This is a genomic window from Pseudorhodoferax sp. Leaf274, assembly GCF_001422445.1.
Classification (GTDB): Bacteria; Pseudomonadota; Gammaproteobacteria; order Burkholderiales; family Burkholderiaceae_C; genus Pseudorhodoferax.
The window spans coordinates 349898-366799 of record NZ_LMNA01000012.1; the positions used below are offsets into that span (position 1 = coordinate 349898).

Here is a 16902-nt window from a genome sequence, read left to right on the forward strand (position 1 = left end):
TCAGGCTTCGGCCCAGGCCAGCGCCTGCAGGTGCGCCATGTTGACCTGCCGGCTCGACAGGGCCAGCGCATTGGCGACGCGCGCGAACACCACGTCGTCGCCACTCTCGCAGGCTTCCGTCAATTCGAGGAAGGGTGCATACAGGCCGCGGCGGTGCAACAGCGCATCGACCACCGGCTCGGGCAGCGCCACCGATTCCAGCGCCTTGGCCATGGGCACACCCAGCATGTTGTCGAGCAGCGAGAACACACCGACGGTGAAGGCGTTGTCGCAGTCTTCCGGCGACAGCAGCTCGGCCGTCAACAGTTCCATGAGGCGGCCGCGCACCACGGCCGTCTGGCCCACCGCGGGCGGCGGCCCACCGCTGCGCGAGGTGCTCATCAGCAGCGCGGCCCAGCGGAACAGCTTGTGCAGCCCCAGGATCATGACCGCATGCCGGAACGAGGTGATCTCGCAGTTCAGGCCGAAGCCCGAGGCGTTGATGAAGCGCAGCAGGTTGAACGACAGCGTGGGGTCGCGCTTGAGCAGTTCCTCCAGCTCGGGCGCACCGGCCTGGCTGCGCACCAGGTTGATGAGCCGCAGGATGGTGGCCTGCGACGGGCGGATCGTCAGCGCCTTGACCATGGCCGGCTTGGCGAACCAGTAGCCCTGGAACAGCTTGACGCCGTAGCCCGCCAGTTGTTTGTGCTGCTCGCCCGTCTCCACCTTCTCGGCGATCAGCTGCGCACTGGTGTTGCTGCGCGCGAACTGCACGAAGGCTTCGATCTTGTCGCTGGACAGGGCCATCAGGTCCAGCTTGACGTAGGTCGCCAGCGGGCGCCATGGCGCATAGCCGCGCGTCAGCACAGTGTGGTTGAAGGCGAAGTGGAAGCCTTCCTTGTGCAGCTTCTGCATCACCTCGGCCATCTTCGCGATGACGGCGGGGTCGTGGCCCGGGATCGGCGGCACTTCCAGCACCACCTTGTCGGGATGGATCAGCTCCAGGTGGCCGCCGGCCAGGCTCTCGTGCGTGCAGTTGATGAACACGAGCTTGTTGCCGACCAGGGTCTCGGTGTCGGCGAACGACAGCGCGTTGAACAGCAGCGCGGCGTCGCTGTCGGCGGTGTGCTGGCTCGGCGAGGTCGAACGGTCGAACAGCTCGTAGCCCAGCACCGTGCGGGTGTCGTCCACGATGGCCTGCCGCGCGATCACGACCTGGTTGTCGGCGTCGCCCCCGGTGGGGGGCTTCATGGGTGTCAGCTCGTCGGAGATGGTGGACATGGTGCGGGCTCCGTGCGGCAGGGCGGGTGGCGTCGGGCGGCCAGGGTCAGTCGACCAGCGCGTCGGCCCAGGCCAGCGCATCGAGGTGCGCCAGGCTGATCTGGCGTTCGGTCAGGTGCAGCGCCGCGGTGGCTTGGCGGAACACCTCGGCGTCGCCGGTTTCGCAGGCCCGGGCTAGCGCCAGCAGGTCGGCATAGGGGCCGTTGCCATGCAGCAGCGCATCGACCAGCGGGGGCTGCAGCGTCAGCAGGCCGACGGCCTGCTCCAGGGGCATGCCCAGCATGGTGTCCAGCAGCGAGAACACGCCCACCACGAAGGCGGCGTCGCACTCCTCGGGCGACATGGACTCGGCCGCCAGCAACTCCATGAGCCTGCCGCGCACCACCGCGGTGCTGCCCACCACCGGAGGCGCCCCGCCGCCGGCGGCCGTGGTCAGCAGCAGCGCGGCCCAGCGGAACAGCTTCTTCAGGCCCAGCAGCATCACCGCCTGGCGGAACGAGGTGATCTCGCGCGTGAGCCCGAAGCCCGAGGAGTTGATCAGGCGCATCAGGTTGAAGCCCAGCATCGCGTCCTTCTTGAGCACCTGTTCGATTTCGTCGGTGCTGGCCTGGTTGCGCACCAGGTTGATGAGCTGGATCACGTTGGCCTGCGAGGGCGCCAGCAGACGCGTCTTGATCAGGTCGGGCTTGGCGAACCAGTAGCCCTGGAACAGGTCCACGCCGTAGCCGGCCAGCTGCTCGTACTGCGCGGCGGTCTCGGTCTTCTCGGCGATGAGCCGTGCGCCGGTGCGCGTCTGCGCCATCTGGATCAGCTTGGGCAGCTGCATGGGGTCGATGGCACCCAGGTCCAGCTTGATGAAATCGGCCAGTGCCTGCCAGCTGGCGTAGGCCGGATCGAGCACGCGCTGGCCGAACGCCAGCCGGAAGCCGCGCTTGCGCAGTCCCAGCAGCGCATGCGAGCGTCCCTCGATCTCGGCGGGGTCGTCGCTCTCGACGTTTTCGATCTCCAGCACCAGCCGTTCGGGCTGCACCAGGTCCAGGTGGCCGCCGGCCAGACTGTTGTGCGTGCTGTTGACGAAGATCGCGAACTGGCCGACCAGTGCCTCGCTGCCGGTGTGCGCCAGCGCGCTGAACACCAGCGCCACGTCGTGCGCCGGCGCGTGCGCATCCGTGGGGTTGGAGCGGTCGAACAGCTCGTAGCCGAACACCGCCCGGCGGCCGTCCACGATGGGCTGGCGGGCGATCAGCATGGACGCGGTGTCGGCAACGGTCATGGGGGGGTGGGCTTGGCAGTTCAACCAGAATGGAGTCTCGGCGAATTCTAGGGCGCCGGCTTCCATTCGCGCGCCATGTCACTCCAATAGACTCGCTCACTTGAACCGATCTTCGAACGTTGAAGCGGGCCTGCGCCCCGCTGCGCTGGCCGCCCTGTGCGAAAGCGTGCCCACGCGCAAGGCCACGCTGGCCCGCGCCCTGGCCGACACCCTGCCGCTGGACCCGCAGCAGCGCCTGCGGCCGCCGGCCGCGGTGCCGGGCCGGCCGGTGCAGCCCATGCTGGTGCCGCACCAGCAGCTCAAGCCGCGCCCGGTGCACACGCCGGCGGGCCGCGCCGTGCTGCTGCATGCGTTGGCGCACATCGAGTTCAATGCCATCGACCTGGCCTGCGACATCCTGTGGCGCTTCGACGGCCTGCCCGAGGCCTTCTACCGCGACTGGGCCCGTGTGGCGCGCGAGGAGGCCCTGCACTTCCAGCTGCTGGCCGCGCACCTGGCCGATGGGGGCCATGCCTATGGCGACTTCCCGGCCCACAACGGCCTGTGGGACATGGCCGAGAAGACCCGGGACGACCTGCTCGCGCGCCTGGCGCTGGTGCCGCGCACGCTGGAGGCGCGCGGCCTGGACGCCGCGCCGCCGATCCGCGCCAAGCTGGTGGCCGCGGGCGACCTGCGCGCCGGCGAGATCCTGGACGTGATCCTGGCCGACGAGGTGGGCCACGTGGCCATCGGCAACCGCTGGTACGGCTGGCTGTGCCGCGGCCGCGGGCTGGAGCCCGTGGCCACCTACGCGGAACTGGCCCGGCGCTACGGTGCCCCGCGGCTCAAGGGGCCGTTCAACCTGGACGCCCGGCGCGCGGCCGGCTTCAGCGAGGCCGAACTCGTGGCCCTGCAGCAGCCGGATGCCTCCCTACAATGACCGAAGACACCACCACGAGGACGCAACATGGCCCTGTACGCATTGGATGAACGCACGCCCCAGGTGGCCGAGACGGCCTGGGTGGCCGACAGCGCCCAGGTCATCGGCGGCGTGGCGCTGGCGCCGGACGCCAGCGTCTGGCCCGGCGTGGTGATCCGCGGCGACAGCGGGCCGATTTCCGTGGGGGAGGGCAGCAACATCCAGGACAACAGCGTGCTGCACGCCGACGAAGGCGTTCCGCTGACCATCGGCAAGCACGTCACGGTGGGCCACCAGGTCATGCTGCACGGCTGCACGGTGGGCGACGAGTCGCTGATCGGCATCGGCGCCATCGTGCTCAACCACGCGAAGATCGGCCGCAACTGCCTGGTCGGTGCGGGTGCGCTCGTGACCGAGGGCAAGGAGTTTCCGGACGGCTCGATGATCGTCGGCAGCCCCGCCAAGGTGGTGCGCCAGCTGACGCCCGAGCAGATCGAGGGCCTGCGCCGCAGCGCACGGCACTACGTGGACAACGCGCGGCGCTACCGCGCGGGCCTGAAGAAGATCGGCTGATGCGCGCCGCGCCGGGCCGCCCCAAGCAAGCTGGTTTCCCCTTGGGGAACAGGCCGCAGGCCGAAGGGGGCACCAATGAGTGAACTTCGCAAATTCCTGTTCGACGGCCTGCCCGTGCGCGGCGCCGTCGTGCGCCTCACCGACGCCTGGCAGGAGGTGCTGCGCCGGCGTGCCTCCAACACCACGGCCGGTGCCTATCCCGTGCCCGTGCAGTCGCTGCTGGGCGAGATGACGGCCGCGGCCGTGCTGATGCAGTCCGGCATCCAGTTCGATGGCGCGCTGGTGCTGCAGATCTTCGGCGATGGCCCGCTCAAGCTGGCGGTGGTCGAGGTGCAGTCCGACCTGCGCGTTCGCGCCACGGCCTCGCTGACCGGCCCCGTCGAGAGCGGTGCCCTGCTTGCCGAGCTCATCGACCAGAATGGCCAGGGCCGCTGCGCGATCACGCTGGATCCGGCGCGCAAGCAGCCCGGCCAGCAACCCTACCAGGGCGTGGTGGCACTGAGCGATGGCGAGGGCCAGAGCTTCGGCCGCATGGCCGAGGTGCTGCAGCACTACATGCGGCACAGCGAGCAGCTGGACACCGTGCTGGTGCTGGCGGCCGACGCGCAGGTGGCGGCCGGCCTGCTGATCCAGCGCCTGCCGGTCAAGGGCGAGGCCAACCTGGCAGGCCAGGGCAGCGAAGGCGAGGACACCGAGCAGGCCGACACCCAGGGCCATAACGAGGACTTCAACCGCATCGCGCACCTGGCCAGCACGCTCAAGCGCGAAGAGCTGCTGACCCTGGACATCGACACCGTGCTGCGCCGCCTGTTCTGGGAGGAGGGCGTGCTGACCTTCGCGCCGCTGACCGGCGAGAGCGGCCCGCGCTTCGCCTGCACCTGCAGCCGCGAGCGCGTGGCGCAGATGATCCGCGGCCTGGGCGTGGCCGAGGCCGAGTCCATCCTGTCCGAGCGCGAGAACATCGAGGTCGGCTGCGAGTTCTGCGGCCAGCAGTACCGCTTCGATGCGGTGGATGCGGCGCAGATCTTCGCGCCGCCGGGCTCGCTGCCGCCGGGCAGCCAGTCGGTCCAGTAGGGGCTTGTGCAAGCCGGGCCGCTCAGCGCGCGGCCAGGCGCTGGAACAGCCGGTGCTCGCAGGCGGCGTCGCTGTCGCAGGCGCAGGTCCAACGCACCGGGCCCGGCGGTTCCGCCAGCGGCGCCAAGCGTGCGGCGAGCGCCGGCAACTGGTGCAGCGCCCGTTCTGCGCGGGCCAGCCGTGCCGGGCCGTTGCCGTAGACCACCTGGTAGGGCAGGCCCGCACCCTGGAGCGCGGCGCGCACCAACGCGTCCACGGGCGCCTGCACGTGCGGGCCATCACGCTGCAGGCCGTCGGCCACCCAGGGCAGGTCCAGGCCCATCAGCAGGGTCAGCGCATAGCCGCCCTGGTGGGCGAGCGCGAAGGGGTAGAGCGAGCGGTCGCCGAACAGCAGGTCGCTGTAGACGGCGACCATCAGCGGCGTGGTGTCGGCGATGAGCAGGTCGGGCGCCCTGGCGCCGGCCGCGTCGATGGCGCTGGCGTGCGCGCGCGCGATGCCGTCCTGCTCGTCCTGGCGCGGCGTGCGGCCGGCGTCCATGCACCATTGGCGCAGCAGCTCGGGCACCAGTTCCACCGCCAGGCCGCGCCCGGCCAGCGACTGCGCCAACGCCTGCGACAACGCGGTCTTGCCGCTGCTCTCCGCGCCCAGCAGCGCAACGCGCGGCGCCGTCACGGCATCGCGGGCGCGCCCGCCACGAGCCGGCGCTTCCAGGCCTGCCAGCCCAGCCAGCTCAGGCCGATGAATGCGGTGTAGAGCAGTGTGGTGAGCCACAGGCCCTTGTAGGCGAACAGGCCGACGCTGACGGTGTTGACCACCAGCCAGACCAGCCAGTTCTCGATGTACTTGCGGCCCAGCAGGTACTGCCCGACCAGGCTCACGGCCGTGGGGAAGGCGTCCCACCAGGGCACGTCGGTGTCGGTGAAGCGGATGAGGAACAGCGCCACCAAAGGCCACAGCACGGCGCAGGCCGCGACCACCGCCCAGCAGCCCCGCGCCGACAGGCGCGCCACGCGCAGCGCCGAGCCGTCGGGCCGGTGGCCGCGCAGCCAGTTGAACCAGCCCCAGAAGGCCACGCCGGCGAAGAAGATCTGCAGCGCCGCGTCGCCATACAGCTTGCTGCGCGAGAACAGGCCGAAATACAGCAGGGAGCTCACGATGGCCAGCGGCCAGCCCCAGTGCCGTTCGCGGATGTTGAAGCCGACCATGGCGAGCGCCAGCAGCACGGCCACGATCTCCAGCCAGCTGCTGGCCACGCCCCACAGCGTGAAGGCGGGCTGCAGCAGCCACTGCCAGGCGGCAACCAGCGGATCGGGCATTCAGCGCGTGAGCTGCACGAACAATTCGTTGGGCTTGACCATGCCCAGCTCGCCGCGCGCCTTCTCCTCGACCATCTCCAGGCCTTCCTTGAGGTCGCTGACCTCGGCCGTCAGGCGGTCGTTGACGGCTTGCGCCTTGGCGTTGGCGGCCTGCTGGTCGAACAGCCGCTCCTGCAGCTCGGCCACGTTGGAGATGCTGCCGCGGCCGAACCACAGCTGCGCATGGACGACGGCCAGCAGCACCAGCAGCACGGCCGGAACGAAGCGCGAACCCATGGCGTGGACGGCTGCGGCAGCGGTTTAGAGCGGGACGCTCAACGCAGCACGTTGAACGCGCGGCGGCCGGGGTAACGCGCGACTTCGCCGAGGTCTTCCTCGATGCGCAGCAGCTGGTTGTACTTGGCCATGCGGTCCGAGCGCGACAGCGAACCGGTCTTGATCTGGCCGGCGTTGGTGCCCACTGCGATGTCGGCGATGGTGGAGTCTTCGGTTTCGCCCGAGCGGTGGCTGATCACCGAGGTGTAGCCCGAGGTCTTGGCCAGCTCGATGGCGGCGAAGGTCTCGGTCAGCGTGCCGATCTGGTTGATCTTGATCAGGATGGAGTTGGCCACGCCACGCTCGATGCCCTGCTGCAGGATCTTGGTGTTGGTCACGAAGAGGTCGTCGCCGACCAGCTGCACGCGCTTGCCCAGCACGTCGGTCTGGTGCTTCCAGCCATCCCAGTCGCCTTCGGCCATGCCGTCCTCGATGCTGATGATGGGGTACTTGTCGCACCAGCTGGCCAGCATGCCCGTCCACTCCTCGCTGGAGAGCGACAGGCCTTCGCCTTCGAGCACGTACTTGCCGTCCTTGTAGAACTCCGAGGCGGCGCAGTCCAGGCCCAGGGCGATCTGCTCGCCGGGCTTGTAGCCGGCCTGCTCGATAGCCTGCAGGATCATCTGGATGGCGGCCTCATGGCTGGCCACGCTGGGGGCGAAACCGCCCTCATCGCCGACGGCCGTGCTGATGCCCTGGTCGTTCAGGATCTTCTTGAGCGCATGGAAGGTCTCGGTGCCGTAGCGCAGCGCTTCGCGGAAGCTGGGTGCGCCGACCGGGATGATCATGAACTCCTGCAGGTCCAGCGAGTTGTTGGCGTGGGCGCCGCCGTTGATGACGTTCATCATTGGCACCGGCAGCGAGATGCCGCCCATGCCGCCGAAGTAGCGGTACAGCGGCAGGCCCGATTCCTCGGCCGCCGCGCGGGCCACGGCCATGGACACGGCCAGCATGGCGTTGGCGCCCAGGCGCGACTTGTTGTCGGTGCCGTCCAGGTCGATCAGGGTCTTGTCCAGGAAGGCCTGCTCGGAGGCGTCCAGGCCCAGCACGGCTTCGCTGATCTCGGTGTTGACATGCTCGACGGCCTTCAGCACGCCCTTGCCCAGGTAACGGCTCTTGTCGCCGTCGCGCAGCTCGATGGCCTCGCGCGAACCGGTGGAGGCGCCCGAGGGCACGGCCGCGCGGCCCATGGTGCCGGATTCCAGCAACACGTCGCACTCGACGGTGGGGTTGCCGCGGCTGTCCAGGATCTCGCGACCCACGATGTCTACGATGGCACTCATTGATGCTTCTTTCTAAGAGCTAGGGAATCAATCGAACGGGCGGGTGGCGGCTCAGACGCCTTCCACGACCACCATGCGCATGATGGCCGCGCCCTGGCGTGCTGCGCGGGCCTTGCCGTATTCGGGCGAAGCGTCGAAGGCCCGGGCGGCCTCGACGCTGGGGAACTTCAGCAGCACCAGCCGCGACGGGCTCCAGTCGCCTTCGAGCACCTCGACCTTGCCGCCGCGCACGCAGACCTCGGCGCCATGGGCCTGCATCGCGGCAGACGACCACTTCTTGTAGTCCTCGTACTGCTGCGGGTTGGTGACGGTCACGTCGGCAATGATGAAGGCGCTGGGCATGGTCTCGGGTTTCCTGGTGCGTGGGGCGTCAGGCCACTTCGGCGGCCTTGGCGGGCTGCGGCAGGCCTGCGCTCTGCTGGTCGAGCGCGGCCTTCACGAAGGCGTTGAACAGCGGGTGCCCGTCCCAGGGCGTGGACTTGAACTCGGGGTGGAACTGCACGCCCATGAACCAGGGGTGTTGGCTCTGCGGCAGCTCGACGATCTCGGTCAGTTGCTCGCGCTGGGTGAGCGCGGAGATCACCAGCCCGGACGCGCGCAGCTTGTCCAGGTACTTGACGTTGGCCTCGTAGCGGTGGCGGTGGCGCTCGGTCACCACGTCGCCATAGATCTGGTGCGCCAGCGTGCCCTTGGCGACGTCGGAACTCTGCGCGCCCAGGCGCATGGTGCCGCCCAGGTCGGAGTTCTCGTTGCGCGTCTTGATGCTGCCGTCGGCATCCTTCCACTCGGTGATCAGCGCGATCACCGGGTGCGGCGCGGTCGGTTCGAACTCGGTACTGTTGGCATGCGCGAGGCCGGCCACATGGCGTGCGAACTCGATGGTGGCGACCTGCATTCCGAGGCAGATGCCCAGGTAGGGCACGCGCTGCTCGCGGGCGTAGCGGGCCGCGCAGATCTTGCCCTCGATGCCGCGCTTGCCGAAGCCGCCGGGCACCAGGATGGCGTCGTACTGCGCCAGCTGCGCGACGTTGCCCGGCGTGATGGTTTCCGAGTCGAGGTAGCTGATCTTCACGCGCGCATGGTTGCGCATGCCGGCATGCCGCAGGGCCTCGTTGAGCGACTTGTAGCTGTCCGACAGGTCGACGTACTTGCCGACCATGGCGATGTTGACCTCGTGCTGCGGGTGCTCGGTCTCGTAGACCAGGTCGTCCCAGCGCTTGAGCTTGGCCGGCGGCGTGTTCAGGCGCAGCTTGTCGCAGATCAGGCCGTCCAGGCCCTGCTCGTGCAGCATGCGCGGCACCTTGTAGATGGTGTCCACGTCCCACATGGAGATCACGCCCCAGCGCGCCACGTTGGTGAACAGGGAGATCTTCTCGGCTTCCTCGTCGGGAATCCGGCGGTCGGCGCGGCACAGCAGCGCATCGGCCTGGATGCCGATCTCGCGCAGCTTCTGCACCGTGTGCTGCGTGGGCTTGGTCTTGAGCTCGCCGGCCGCGGCGATCCAGGGCACGTAGGTCAGGTGCACGAAGGCGGCCTGGTTCGGGCCCATGCGCAGGCTCATCTGGCGCACGGCTTCCAGGAAGGGCAGCGATTCGATGTCGCCCACCGTGCCGCCGATCTCGACGATGGCCACGTCCACCGCGTCCGGCGTGCCGACGCCGGCGCCGCGCTTGATGTACTCCTGGATCTCGTTGGTCACGTGCGGGATCACCTGGACCGTCTTGCCCAGGTAGTCGCCGCGGCGTTCCTTCTCCAGCACGGACTGGTAGATGCGGCCCGTGGTGAAGTTGTTGGTGCGACGCATGCGCGTCGTGATGAAGCGTTCGTAGTGGCCCAGGTCCAGGTCGGTCTCGGCGCCATCGTCGGTGACGAACACTTCGCCGTGCTGGAATGGCGACATCGTGCCGGGATCGACGTTGATGTACGGATCGAGCTTGATGAGGGTGACCTTCAGGCCACGCGATTCCAGGATCGCAGCAAGGGAGGCTGAGGCGATTCCCTTGCCGAGGGAGGACACCACACCGCCGGTGACGAAGACGAATTTGGTCATGTCAGGGTCGGGAAAACGTTCCCGGGGAGGTGGTAAAGCGAGATTATAGAAGGGCGCCCGGCCCCGTTCGGCCGCGGCCGTGGGCGCGCCTGCCTAGTCTGCTAAATTGCGCCCCCACGCTCAACCAGGGACACCCATGAACAACTCCGCCCAGCCTGGGCCGGGCGCGGCAGGCGACCTGGCCGGCCGCCACATCGTGCTGGGCCTGACCGGCGGCATCGCCTGCTTCAAGTCGGCCGAGCTGTGCCGGCTGCTCGTCAAGCAGGGGGCGACCGTGCAGGTGGTGATGACCGAGGCGGCCGAGCAGTTCATCACGGCCGTGACCATGCAGGCGCTGTCCAACCGGCCGGTCTATGGCTCGCAATGGGATGCGCGCGAGCCCAACAACATGCCGCACATCAACCTCTCGCGCGAGGCCGATGCGATCGTGCTGGCGCCGTGCAGCGCCGACTTCATCGCGCGCCTGGTGCAGGGCCGCTCCGACGAACTGCTGAGCCTGATGTGCCTGGCGCGCCCCCTGCAGCGCGTGCCGTTGCTGGTGGCGCCCGCGATGAACCGAGAGATGTGGCTGCACCCGGCGACCCAGCGCAACATGGCGCAACTGGCCTCCGATGGCGCCGTGCTGCTCGGCGTAGGCAACGGCCCGCAGGCCTGCGGCGAGACGGGCGACGGCCGAATGCTGGAGCCTGCCGAGATCGTCGAGGACCTGATCGCCCACCTGGCGCCCAAGCCGCTCGCGGGCCAGCATGTGCTGGTCACGGCCGGGCCGACCTTCGAGGCCATCGATCCGGTGCGCGGCATCACCAACCTGTCCAGCGGCAAGATGGGCTTTGCCATCGCGCGTGCCGCGCGCGAGGCTGGCGCCTGCGTCACGCTGGTGGCCGGGCCCGTGCACCTGGCCACGCCGCGCGGCGTGGCGCGCGTGGACGTGCGCTCGGCGCAGGACCTGCTGCTGGCCGTCGAACAGCATGTGGACGCCGCCTCGGTGTTCGTCGCCACGGCTGCGGTGGCCGACTGGAGGCCGGCGGTCGCGGCCGAGCAGAAGATCAAGAAGGACGGCTCGGGCCAGGTGCCGGCGCTGAGCTTCGTCGAGAACACCGACGTGCTGGCGCGTGTGGCGCAGTCTGCCCGCGCGCAAAGCGGCAAGCTGTATTGCGTGGGCTTTGCGGCCGAGAGCGAGGCCCTGCTGCAGAACGCCCAGGCCAAGCGCGTGCGCAAGGGCGTGCCGCTGCTGGTGGGCAACATCGGCCCGGCCACCTTCGGGCAGGACCACAACGCCCTGCTGCTGGTCGACGAAGCCGGTGTGCGCGAGCTGCCGCAGGCGCCCAAGCTGGCGCTGGCGCGCCAGCTCGTGGCCGAGATCGCCGCACGGCTGCGCTGATGGCCTCGCCCTACGACACACCGCCCGATGGCGACTTCGCGCGCTACATCGAGCAACTGAGCCGGTTGCCGCCGCCGCAGGCCGGTGCGCCGGCGCCTGCGCCGCGGCGGCCGCCGCGCAGGCCGTTGCCGCAGTCCGGCCCGGCGGCGGCCCGGGCGTTCGCGCCGCTGCGGCAGCTCGTGCAGGGTGCGTTGTTCCTGTATGTCGCGTGGCTGCTGCTGTCCGCGGCCGTGCCGCTACTGGCGCTCTGGGGCGGCCTGGTCGCGCTGGCCTACCTCGCTTTCGCCTTCCTGCGCCTGCGCCATCTGCCGTGGCGCGATCTGCTCAAGCCAAAACAATGAACATCGACGTCAAGATCCTCGACTCCCGCATGGCCGAGCAGTTGCCGGCCTATGCAACGCCGGGCAGTGCCGGCCTGGACCTGCGCGCCTGCCTGGACGCGCCGCTGCTGCTGGCGCCGGGCGCCTGGGAACTGGTGCCCACCGGCATCGCCATCCACCTGGCCGACCCCGGCCATTGCGCGTTGATCCTGCCGCGCTCGGGCCTGGGCCACAAGCACGGCATCGTGCTGGGCAACCTGGTCGGGTTGATCGACAGCGACTACCAGGGCCAGCTCATGGTCAGCGCCTGGAACCGCAGCAGCACGGCCTACACCGTGCAGCCCATGGAACGCATCGCGCAACTCGTGGTGGTGCCCGTGGTGCAGGCGAAGTTCAACATCGTGCAGGACTTCGAAGCGTCTGCCCGCGGCGCGGGCGGCTACGGCTCGACCGGGACGGCCTGAGCCGCTGTCCGGCGGCTCAGTGCAGGGTGTCGTTGCCGGCCACCGGCACCTGCACCTTGAAGAAGCCGGTGCCGGCGGTGCCGCGGCCGATCTCGTCCTCGGAGGCCTCGCGCACGGCGTTCACCGTGAGCGACAGGCGCAGCGCGATGCCGGCCAACGGGTGGTTGCCGTCGAGCACCACGTGCTCGGGATAGATCTCCGTCACGGTGTACATGCGGTTGCGCGGGATCTCTGCCGACAGCCCCTGGGGCAGGGCCGTGCCCTCGAAGCTCATGCCTTCCTCGAGCACATGGGGGAACAGCGCGCGCGGCTCGAGGAAGATCAGCTCTTCGTCGAAGTCGCCGAAGGCGTCCTCGGGCTCCAGGTGCAGGTGCAGCGTGTCGCCGGCCACATGGCCTTGCAGGGCTTCTTCGACCTTGGCCAGCAGGTCGTCGCCACCGACCAGGAACTCCACGGGGTCGCTGAGCACGTCCAGGTCTTCGCCCAGCGTGTCCTTGAGGGTCCAGGTCAGCGCCACGACGCATTGGGGGATGATTTCCATGGAAGAATTGTCGCAGCTTCGCCCCGCCGACTTCCGTGCGGGGCGATGGCGTTTTTGCACAGGACCCGATGGACACCACCCAACCCCTGCCGCTGCTGGGCGGACTCACGCCCGAGCGCTTCATGCAGAAGTACTGGCAGAAAAAGCCGCTGCTGGTGCGCGGCGCCATCCCCGGCTTCGGTCCGGTGCTCGAGCGCAACGCGCTGTTCGCGTTGGCCGAACAGGAAGGCGTGGAGTCGCGCCTGGTGCAGCAGGGCGCCAAGGGCTGGACGCTCAGGAACGGCCCGTTCGCGCGGCGCGCCCTGCCGCCCTTGAGCCGGCGGCAGTGGTCGTTGCTGGTGCAGGGCGTGGACCTGCACAGCGACGCCGCCCATGCGCTGCTGCAGGCCTTCCGCTTCGTGCCGGATGCGCGGCTGGACGACCTCATGGTCAGCTACGCCAGCGATGGCGGCGGCGTCGGCCCGCACTTCGACAGCTACGACGTGTTCCTGCTGCAGGCGCATGGCCAGCGCCGCTGGCGCATCGGCCGCCAGCGCGATTTCCAGCTGCAGGAAGGCGTTCCGCTCAAGATCCTGGCCGCGTTCGAGCCCGAGGAGGAGTACGTGCTGGAGCCCGGCGACATGCTCTACCTGCCGCCGCGCTACGCGCACGACGGCGTGGCCATCGGCGAGTGCATGACTTATTCCATCGGCTTTCGCGCGCCCGGCCGCGGCGGCATCGCGCGCGAACTGCTGCAGCGCCTGGCCGACACCGCCGAGGACGCACTGGGCCCGGCGCTGTACCGCGACCCCCGGCAGCCGGCCACGGCGCAGCCGGCCGCGGTGCCGGCCGACGTGCGGGCCTTCGCGGCCGAGGCCTTGCGCGCATTGCTGGACGACCCGGCCGCACTCGACTGCGCGCTCGGCGAGATCCTGAGCGAGCCCAAGGCCCAGGTCTGGTTCGGCGAAGGCCACGACCTGCCCGCCGGCCACGGCGTGGCGCTGGACCGGCGCAGCCGCATGCTCTATGACGCAGGCCATGTCTACCTGAACGGCGAGAGCTGGCGCGCCGGTGGCCGCGATGCCCGCCTGATGCAGCGCCTGGCGGACCTGCGCCGCCTGTCGGCGCGCGAGGTCGCCAGTGCCAGTGCCGGCGCGCGCGAACTGCTGGCGCAGTGGTGCGAGGACGGCTGGCTGCAGGCCGACCCGCATGGCTGACGGTGCGCCGGCACTGCCGCAAGGCCGCTTCGAGGGCCGCGAGCAGTTCCAGCAATGGCTGCTCGAAGGCCTTGGTGCTGCGGCGCGGCAGGGCTGGGTCGAACTGACGCTGGCCGACGCGGACTTCGCCGACTGGCCGCTGGGCGAGCGCGCCGTGGTTGCGGCGTTGCAGGCCTGGGCGCGGCCCGGCCGCCGCTTCGTGATGCTGGCGGCCGGCTACGACGAGGTGCGGCGAAGGCATGCCCGCTTCGTGCAGTGGCGCATGCAATGGGACCACTTGGTCACCTGCCGCGCCTGCAAGGGCGTGGACCGGCAGGACTTCCCGAGCGCGCTGTCGAGCCCGCACTGGAGCCTGCGCCGGCTCGACACCCTGCGTTGCAGCGGGTGGGCCGGTCCGGAGGCCGCACGCCGGGTGCAGACGCAGGAGCTGCTGGCCGAACCCCTTCGGCGCAGCACGCCGGCGTTCGCGGCGTCAGTGCTGGGCTTGTAACGCTCTAGGGTTTACACCTTATTTACAAAGGCCGCTGCCTATAATCGCGGGCTGGGCTGAAGGCGACCTTGCGCTTTCAACTCGGCTGCTGCAGGCCCTCATTCTTCTCGCGGGACTGCATCTCTTCAGGACTGTTTTCCAGAGAACACAAAGGATCCAAGCAATGAACAAGAAGCTCGTACTCGCCGCCTTGATGGTCGCTGCTGCCCTGGCTGCCTGTGGCAAGAAGGAAGAGCCGGCGCCCGCACCCGCTCCGGCCGTCGAAGCCCCGGCTCCCGCACCCGCCGCCGCGCCTGCCGAAGCTGCTGCTTCCGCCGCAGCCGACGCCGCCAGCGCCGCTGCTTCGGCCGCCGACTCCGCCGCCTCGGCCGTCGGTTCCGCCACCGAAGCCGCCAAGGACTCCGCCGCTGCTGCCGTGAGCAACGCCACCGAAGCCGCCAAGGACGCAGCCGCTGCTGCATCGGACGCCGCCAAGGCAGCCGCCGAAGCCGCCAAGGGCGCTGCCAAGCAATAAGCTGGCGCACACCCCTTGAAAGAGCCACCGCAAGGTGGCTCTTTGCGTTTCAGACGTCGATCCAGTCCGTGCCCGTGACTGGATCGGCCACGCCCAGCGCCAGGCCGCCGCAACCTTCTGCGCCGGACAGCGCGGCGAGCGCCAGCTCGGGCCGGTTGTTCTGCCGGCTCAGGTGGGCCGCCACGATCTGCTGCAGGCCTTGCGCGGCCAGCGCCGTGGCGATGCCGGCCGCCAATGGGTTGGCCAGGTGGCCGAGCGCACCGCCGACCCGCCGTTTCAGGAAGTAGGGATAGGGCGAGGCGGCCAGCAGATCCGGGTCGTGGTTGCACTCCAGCAGCATGGCGCGGCAACCGGCCAACTGCTGCAGCACATGCGGCGTGGCGTGCCCCAGGTCGGTCAGCACGCCCAGGCAGGCAGCGCCGTCGGACAGGCGCAGCTGCAGCGGTTCGCGTGCATCGTGCGGGACCGTGAAGGGCCTGAACTGCAGCGCGCCCAGGTCGACGGGCTGGCCGTCGCGCGCGATGTGGAGCAGGTCGCCCAGGTCGGGTGCGCCGATGGCCTGGTGCGTGCCATGGCTCATCCACAGCGGGATGCGGTGGCGCAGCGCGATCTTGCAGGCGCTGCCGATGTGGTCGCTGTGCTCGTGGGTGACGAAGATGGCGTCGATGTCGGCCATGTCCAGCCCGGCAAGGCCGAGCCGGGTGGCCAGGGTGCGCGGGCCCAGACCGCAGTCGATCAGCAGGCGGCTGGGCCGGCCGCCGTCACGCGCTTCCACCACCGTGGCATTGCCCGTGCTGCCGCTGCCCAGGTTCTTGAAGCGCAGCACCTGCGCCTGTCTCCCAGCGCCCTCAGCGCAGGTCGTCGGCGATGACCTTGACGATGTTCTGCGCGTCGGCCTGCTTGGCCGGGCCGCCGTCTGCACCCATCACCGCCACCGTGCTCGACTCGCCCTGGCTGCGCACCGTGATGCGGTACTTGAGCGGCGCCTCGGCCTTGGCGCCACCGCCGAACAGCTTGCCGAAGAAGCCGGGCTCGGCCTTGTTCGGGTTGGGTGCCACGTAGCGCACGAAGTAGGTGCCCTGGCTGCGGTCGCGGTCTTCCACGGTAAAGCCGGTGCGGTCCAGCGCCAGGCCGACACGGCGCCAGGCGCGGTCGAAGCCATCGTCCATCTGCACGACGGGCTGGTTGTCGACGGTGGCGATGCGCGTGGTCGCGCGCACCGTGGTCTCGGACGCGGCGGCGGCCTTGACCTGCTCGTCACGCGTGCCCAGCTTGACCATCAGGCGGCGCAGGAACTCGGCCTCCAGCTCGGGGTCGACGGCGCGCGGCTGCCAGACCGTGCGGTCGCGCGTCTGGTTGTCGGGGTAGACCTCGATCATGCCGCGGTGGCTGATGAAGATTTCCGAGCCGTTCGCGGTGCGCTCGATGCGGGTGCGGAAGCGGTCGCGCTCGCCGGTGGAGTAAAGCGAATCCAGCACCTTGCCCAGCGTGTTGCGGATGAAGTCCTGCGGCAACTTGGCGCGGTTCTCGGCCCAGTCGGTCTCCATGATGCCCAGGTTGCGCTGGTCGATCGTCAGCAGGAAGCCGTTCTCCTGCCAGAAGTCGCGCACCTGTTCCCACATCTTCTCGTCCGGCGCGCGGTTCAGCACCAGCCAGCGCGTGTTGCCGTCGCGCTCGATGCGCACGTCGCCGATCTGGCTGGCCGCCACGGGCACGCCGGCCTGCTGCTGCGGCATCGTGGTCTGGTAGGCGTTGGCCGAGACGCTGGTGCCCGGCACCACGTAGCGGCTGTCGCGGCTCAGTTGCGTGAGGTCGGGTGGGACCTCCAGCGTGGGCGCCTTGCCGGCGCTCTTGTAATCGATCTTGCTGCCTTCGAGCACCGAGCAGGCGCCGAGCGCCAGGGACAGCGCGAGCAGCGCCAGTCGAGCGGGAAATTTCACGGACGGGATTCCT

Annotated in this window: 20 protein-coding genes; 9 read left to right on the forward strand and 11 right to left on the reverse strand. The window is 69.6% G+C overall.

The annotated features are described in order from the left end of the window. The gene (locus ASF44_RS15665) at positions 1 to 1260 is read right to left on the reverse strand and encodes an EAL and HDOD domain-containing protein (protein ID WP_056900148.1); all 1260 of its coding nucleotides are present in this window, start codon (positions 1258 to 1260) and stop codon (positions 1 to 3) included. 46 nt (positions 1261 to 1306) lie between these two features. Beyond that, on the reverse strand, positions 1307 to 2533 hold the full coding sequence (locus ASF44_RS15670) for an EAL and HDOD domain-containing protein (protein WP_156374518.1): 1227 nt from the start codon (positions 2531 to 2533) through the stop codon (positions 1307 to 1309). Between the two features lie 100 nt (positions 2534 to 2633). Between ASF44_RS15670 and ASF44_RS15675 the strand changes: the two genes are divergently transcribed. The 3 genes from ASF44_RS15675 (at position 2634) to ASF44_RS15685 (ending at position 5078) form a co-directional block, all read left to right on the forward strand. Continuing rightward, complete coding sequence (locus tag ASF44_RS15675) at positions 2634 to 3452, forward strand: ferritin-like domain-containing protein (protein WP_056900150.1); 819 nt, start codon at positions 2634 to 2636, stop codon at positions 3450 to 3452. A gap of 27 nt (positions 3453 to 3479) precedes the next feature. Further along, positions 3480 to 4004, forward strand: a complete 525-nt coding sequence (locus ASF44_RS15680; RefSeq protein WP_056900151.1) for a gamma carbonic anhydrase family protein — start codon at positions 3480 to 3482, stop codon at positions 4002 to 4004. 75 nt (positions 4005 to 4079) lie between these two features. Beyond that, entirely contained in the window at positions 4080 to 5078 is a 999-nt protein-coding gene (locus ASF44_RS15685; protein ID WP_056900152.1) for an Hsp33 family molecular chaperone HslO, read from the forward strand. A gap of 22 nt (positions 5079 to 5100) precedes the next feature. On the opposite strand, the gene ASF44_RS15690 is transcribed toward ASF44_RS15685, so the two are convergent. From ASF44_RS15690 to ASF44_RS15715, 6 genes are read right to left on the reverse strand one after another with little or no spacing between them, the layout of a single operon-like run. After that, entirely contained in the window at positions 5101 to 5751 is a 651-nt protein-coding gene (locus tag ASF44_RS15690; protein ID WP_056900153.1) for an AAA family ATPase, read from the reverse strand. After that, the gene (gene pnuC, locus ASF44_RS15695) at positions 5748 to 6395 is read right to left on the reverse strand and encodes a nicotinamide riboside transporter PnuC (protein WP_056900154.1); all 648 of its coding nucleotides are present in this window, start codon (positions 6393 to 6395) and stop codon (positions 5748 to 5750) included. The genes ASF44_RS15690 and pnuC overlap by 4 nt, the downstream gene beginning before the upstream one ends. Continuing rightward, the gene (locus ASF44_RS15700) at positions 6396 to 6671 is read right to left on the reverse strand and encodes a septum formation initiator family protein (RefSeq protein ID WP_056900155.1); all 276 of its coding nucleotides are present in this window, start codon (positions 6669 to 6671) and stop codon (positions 6396 to 6398) included. Between the two features lie 38 nt (positions 6672 to 6709). Further along, on the reverse strand, positions 6710 to 7993 hold the full coding sequence (gene eno, locus ASF44_RS15705) for a phosphopyruvate hydratase (RefSeq protein ID WP_056900156.1): 1284 nt from the start codon (positions 7991 to 7993) through the stop codon (positions 6710 to 6712). 51 nt (positions 7994 to 8044) lie between these two features. Then, positions 8045 to 8335: a DUF1330 domain-containing protein gene (locus tag ASF44_RS15710; protein ID WP_056900157.1), complete on the reverse strand. Its 291-nt coding sequence runs from the start codon at positions 8333 to 8335 to the stop codon at positions 8045 to 8047. 28 nt (positions 8336 to 8363) lie between these two features. Further along, positions 8364 to 10043 (reverse strand): CTP synthase, encoded by a 1680-nt coding sequence (locus tag ASF44_RS15715; protein ID WP_056900158.1) that lies wholly within the window; start codon positions 10041 to 10043, stop codon positions 8364 to 8366. A gap of 136 nt (positions 10044 to 10179) precedes the next feature. On the opposite strand from ASF44_RS15715, the gene coaBC reads away from it, so the two are divergent. Genes coaBC through dut form a run of 3 tightly spaced genes read left to right on the forward strand, consistent with a single transcriptional unit; the run spans position 10180 to position 12208 of the window. After that, complete coding sequence (gene coaBC, locus ASF44_RS15720; protein ID WP_056900159.1) at positions 10180 to 11424, forward strand: bifunctional phosphopantothenoylcysteine decarboxylase/phosphopantothenate--cysteine ligase CoaBC; 1245 nt, start codon at positions 10180 to 10182, stop codon at positions 11422 to 11424. After that, positions 11424 to 11765, forward strand: a complete 342-nt coding sequence (locus ASF44_RS15725; protein WP_056900160.1) for a hypothetical protein — start codon at positions 11424 to 11426, stop codon at positions 11763 to 11765. The genes coaBC and ASF44_RS15725 overlap by 1 nt, the downstream gene beginning before the upstream one ends. Then, positions 11762 to 12208: a dUTP diphosphatase gene (gene dut, locus ASF44_RS15730; protein ID WP_056900161.1), complete on the forward strand. Its 447-nt coding sequence runs from the start codon at positions 11762 to 11764 to the stop codon at positions 12206 to 12208. The genes ASF44_RS15725 and dut overlap by 4 nt, the downstream gene beginning before the upstream one ends. Before the next feature lie 16 nt (positions 12209 to 12224). Here the strand turns inward: dut and ASF44_RS15735 are convergent, their stop codons facing one another. After that, positions 12225 to 12749, reverse strand: coding sequence for a peptidylprolyl isomerase (locus ASF44_RS15735; protein ID WP_056900162.1), 525 nt, complete (start codon positions 12747 to 12749; stop codon positions 12225 to 12227). Between the two features lie 68 nt (positions 12750 to 12817). On the opposite strand from ASF44_RS15735, the gene ASF44_RS15740 reads away from it, so the two are divergent. The 3 genes from ASF44_RS15740 (at position 12818) to ASF44_RS15750 (ending at position 14949) form a co-directional block, all read left to right on the forward strand. Then, positions 12818 to 13945 (forward strand): JmjC domain-containing protein, encoded by a 1128-nt coding sequence (locus ASF44_RS15740; protein WP_056900163.1) that lies wholly within the window; start codon positions 12818 to 12820, stop codon positions 13943 to 13945. After that, complete coding sequence (locus tag ASF44_RS15745; protein WP_056900164.1) at positions 13938 to 14435, forward strand: hypothetical protein; 498 nt, start codon at positions 13938 to 13940, stop codon at positions 14433 to 14435. Before ASF44_RS15740 ends, ASF44_RS15745 begins: the two co-directional genes overlap by 8 nt. 163 nt (positions 14436 to 14598) lie before the next feature. Next, positions 14599 to 14949, forward strand: a complete 351-nt coding sequence (locus ASF44_RS15750) for a hypothetical protein (RefSeq protein ID WP_056900165.1) — start codon at positions 14599 to 14601, stop codon at positions 14947 to 14949. 49 nt (positions 14950 to 14998) lie between these two features. On the opposite strand, the gene ASF44_RS15755 is transcribed toward ASF44_RS15750, so the two are convergent. Both ASF44_RS15755 and bamC read right to left on the reverse strand, forming a co-directional pair. Then, positions 14999 to 15775, reverse strand: coding sequence for an MBL fold metallo-hydrolase (locus ASF44_RS15755; RefSeq protein WP_056900166.1), 777 nt, complete (start codon positions 15773 to 15775; stop codon positions 14999 to 15001). 22 nt (positions 15776 to 15797) lie between these two features. Continuing rightward, positions 15798 to 16889, reverse strand: a complete 1092-nt coding sequence (gene bamC / locus ASF44_RS15760) for an outer membrane protein assembly factor BamC (RefSeq protein WP_156374519.1) — start codon at positions 16887 to 16889, stop codon at positions 15798 to 15800. Between the last annotated feature and the right edge of the window lie 13 nt (positions 16890 to 16902).